The sequence below is a fragment of the Calditrichota bacterium genome (assembly GCA_013152715.1).
GTDB lineage: Bacteria > Zhuqueibacterota > Zhuqueibacteria > Thermofontimicrobiales > Thermofontimicrobiaceae > 4484-87.
The window spans coordinates 1-3575 of sequence record JAADFU010000133.1 but is presented as its reverse complement, the minus strand read 5'-3'; the positions used below and the strand labels follow the sequence as shown (position 1 = coordinate 3575).

Sequence of the window (3575 nt, the reverse complement as noted above, 5' to 3'; positions counted from 1 at the left end):
CGAACAGGTGAAATTTGAAATTGAGGAATTGCCTGTGCTTACCGATCCCAGGCGTGCGCTTGAGTCAGACGCTCCGTTGATTCATCCTGAATTTGAAACCAATCTCATTGTTCATCATCCGCTGCGAAAGGGCGATGTGGAAAAAGGTTTTCAGGAAAGCGATTTTGTTCTGGAACAAACCTATACCACGCCGCACATTGAACACGCCTATATCGAACCGGAATGCGTTTTGGCGTATCCGTTGCCGGAGCAGAGGGGCGTGAAAGTTGTCGGTTCCATTCAGAATCCGTTTACTGCCCGGCGCATTGTGGCGATGGTTACCAATTTGCCGCTGAACAAAGTACGCATCGAACAGGCGGCTTTGGGCGGTTCTTTCGGCGGGAAGGACGATACCGTGGATATTTTGTGCGCCCGCGCCGCAGTAGCTGCTTTGAAGACCGGGAAACCTGTAAAAATTCGTTACACGCGCGAAGAATCGGTCATGGAGTCCTATAAACGCCATCCGTATTTCATGAATTACAAAGTAGGTTTTACGCGGGACGGGAAAATCAAAGCCATGAAAATCGATATTCTGGCGGACGGCGGCGCCTATGTTTCCATGAGTCCTTTTGTCACCTGGCGCACTGTGGTTCAGGCGACAGGCCCTTACGAAATCGAAAATGTGTGGACTGACGTGCGGGCGGTTTACACGAACAATCCTTACACCGGAGCCATGCGCGGTTTCGGTTCGCCGCAACCTATTTTCGCTCAGGAATCCCTCATGGACGAAATCGCATCTCGATGCAACAAAACGCCTGACGAAATTCGCCGCATCAACGGCTATCGCCCGGGTTCGATTACTGCTACCGGGCAAAAGCTGGAAAATCACGACGTCAATCTTCTGACTGTGATGGATAAAGCTGTTGCGGAGACCTCTTTTTTAGAAAAATGGAAAAAATACAAAAAACAGCAGGATGAGCAGCCTGCCTTATCGATTTCTTCAGAAATTAGCAAAGAAAATTTGATTCTCAAAAATGATAATTTTATCGAACCGGATCAGTTGATACGCAAGGGAATTGGCATGGCTGTCAGTTTTCGCGGCACATCGCTGGGCGCCGAGGGAATTGACGCAGCGGCAGCGTATTTGTCGGTTCAACCGGACGGGTCGGCTTATTTGCTTTCCGGATTGGCGGAAAACGGACAGGGAATGCAAACGACTTATGCCATCATTGCCGCGGAAGTGCTGGGAATCTCTGTCGATGATATTTATTATCTGGAGATGGACACAGCACTGGTCCCGGACAGCGGCCCCACAGTGGCGTCCCGCGCAACCTTAATGGGCGGCGGCGCTGTAAAAGCAGCGGCGGAAATTGTCAGGAAAAATTTAACCGATTTTTTGAAAGAATATTGGAATTTAAAACCGAATCAGAAAATATATTTTCAGGATCAGCGCGTCTTTGTGGAAAATGATGACGATAAAAATTTGACTTTTTCCGAGGTATGTCAATTGGCATACGGGAAAGGAATTTGTCTCGCCGGAGTGGGCTGGTATCCGGGTCCCAAGGTGGATTGGGATAGCTCTGTGGGACAGGGTCCGGCATATTTCACGTATGTTTATGGCTGTCAGATTGCGGAAGTGACAGTGAATTTGGGTACCGGCGAAGTTTATGTGGACAGGATTGTCGCTGTTCACGATCCGGGGAAGGTGATTAATCTTTTGGGAGCGCAGGGCCAGGTTTACGGCGGTGTCACTCAAGGAGCCGGGTATGGATTGTGGGAAGAAATCACGGCTGTCAATGGCATGATTCGCGAGTTGAATTTTGATCAAATTTTGATTCCCACGGCGAAGGATATCGGGGAAATAGAGCCTCATTTTATCGAGGGGAATGACCAATATGGTCCCTGGGGCGCGAAATCTCTGGGCGAGCCCACGTTGGAGTTGACGGCTGCCGCCATCGCCAATGCGGTGAGCCACGCGGTGGGGGTGCGCTTTTTTAATTTGCCCTTGAATTTGGAGGAAGTTTTGTTGGGTAAAAAATTAAGACCGCCGCACGCGCGGGGGAGTTTGCAATGATACCGAATGTTGAATATTCTTGTCCGCAAAATTTAAAGGAACTGCTGGAGCAGCTTGCTCATGCCGGTGAGACAGGGAAAATAATTGCCGGCGGGACAGATGTCATTCCTGCGCTGCGGCAAAGGAGCCCACGATTTGTCCGAGTCAAAAAGCTTATCGATATTCGGAAGATCGACGAATTGCACCGCGTGGAACAGACGGAAAAAGGTCTATCCATCGGTAGCGGGGTCACGTTTTCGGAAATAACCCGGCATCCGGTGATTCAGGAAAAATTTCCGCTGCTTGCGCAAGCAGCGTCTCGCGTGGGAAGCGTTCAAATTCGAAATCGCGCTACTATCGCCGGGAATATTGTGAATAATGCGCCTTGCGCCGATAGTGTACCGCCTTTGTTGGTTTATAATGCAAATCTTGTTGTTTTGTCTAATAATGGCGAAAGAGTCATCCCTGTTGCCGAGTTTTTAGCGGCGCCGTATCGAACCAATTTGCAGACGGACGAGATCGTCACGCGCATCGAATTGTCAAATATCGCTGCCGGATATCGCGGTGAATTTTACAAATTGGGACGCCGGAGAGCGGTAGCAATCAGTCGCATTACGCTGGCGGTTTTGGCAAAAGTTGAAAATAATACGATAGAGGATATTCGCATTGCCAGCGGCGCTGTTACACCGGTAGCAAAACGATTTTTCGATTTGGAAAAAAATGTTATCGGCAAAGAATTTTCAAAAGAATTGTGCATTCATCTATCCCGTGAATTGGGCAAGAGCGTGATGGAGATTACCGGACTTCGCTATTCCAGCGCTTACAAGTTGCCTGTGGTTCAGCAGATGTTTTACCAGCTTTTACGGAGAATCGAAACAGGAAATCGTTGAATTTAAAATCAGATAAATGTTGTAGGTAAAAAATGGAAACAATTACCATTAATTTTATTTTAAATCATAAGCCGGTATCAGTAACGTGTTCACCAAATAAACGATTGCTCGATGTTTTGCGCGAGGATTTTCAGCTCACAGGTACAAAAGAGGGATGTGGCATCGGTGAATGCGGCGCTTGCACGGTGCTGCTCAACGGAAAAGCTGTCAATTCCTGCCTGATTTTGGCGCCGCAAGTGGAAGGAGCGGAAGTCGTGACAGTAGAAGGCTTGGCAGACGGGGAAAAACTGCATCCGTTGCAAGAAAGTTTTCTCAAACATGGCGCTGTCCAGTGTGGTTTTTGCACACCGGGAATGTTGATGTCTGCGGCGGCATTGCTGGATGAAAATCCGCAGCCGTCGGAAGAAGATGTGAAAGAAGCGATTTCCGGCAATTTGTGCCGCTGTACCGGGTACAAACAGATTGTTGATGCAATTCTGGAGACGGCGTTGGATTGAGTCTATTGATTTATTTGGAGTTAATGCGTTAGCATTTTAATTTTGTAAAATTTAGCACACGGATGGACACGGATTGTGCGGATTTACACGGATTTTTTAAAAAAATTTGAGCTGAGTAGTAAACGAATCTAAAAAAAAGAAAGAAGTTAATGGCTG

The 3575-nt window shown here is 47.9% G+C and carries 3 protein-coding genes; all 3 read left to right on the top strand.

Annotation, left to right across the window (positions count from 1 at the left end; genetic code table 11):
• On the top strand, window positions 1–2053 hold a 2053-nt coding region (locus GXO74_10945; GenBank protein ID NOZ62189.1), incomplete at its 5' end, for a molybdopterin-dependent oxidoreductase.
• Entirely contained in the window at window positions 2050–2922 is an 873-nt protein-coding gene (locus tag GXO74_10940) for a hypothetical protein (protein NOZ62188.1), read from the top strand. The genes GXO74_10945 and GXO74_10940, both read left to right, overlap by 4 nt.
• Before the next feature lie 32 nt (window positions 2923–2954).
• Window positions 2955–3419, top strand: a complete 465-nt coding sequence (locus GXO74_10935) for a (2Fe-2S)-binding protein (protein NOZ62187.1) — start codon at window positions 2955–2957, stop codon at window positions 3417–3419.
• Window positions 3420–3575 lie beyond the last annotated feature (156 nt).

What these genes read in the sequence shown, in the direction of transcription:
- GXO74_10935 (NOZ62187.1), top strand. Translation starts at nt 2,955, where the DNA reads ATGGAAACAATTACCATTAATTTTATTTTAAATCATAAGCCGGTATCA.
- GXO74_10940 (NOZ62188.1), top strand. Translation starts at nt 2,050, where the DNA reads ATGATACCGAATGTTGAATATTCTTGTCCGCAAAATTTAAAGGAACTG.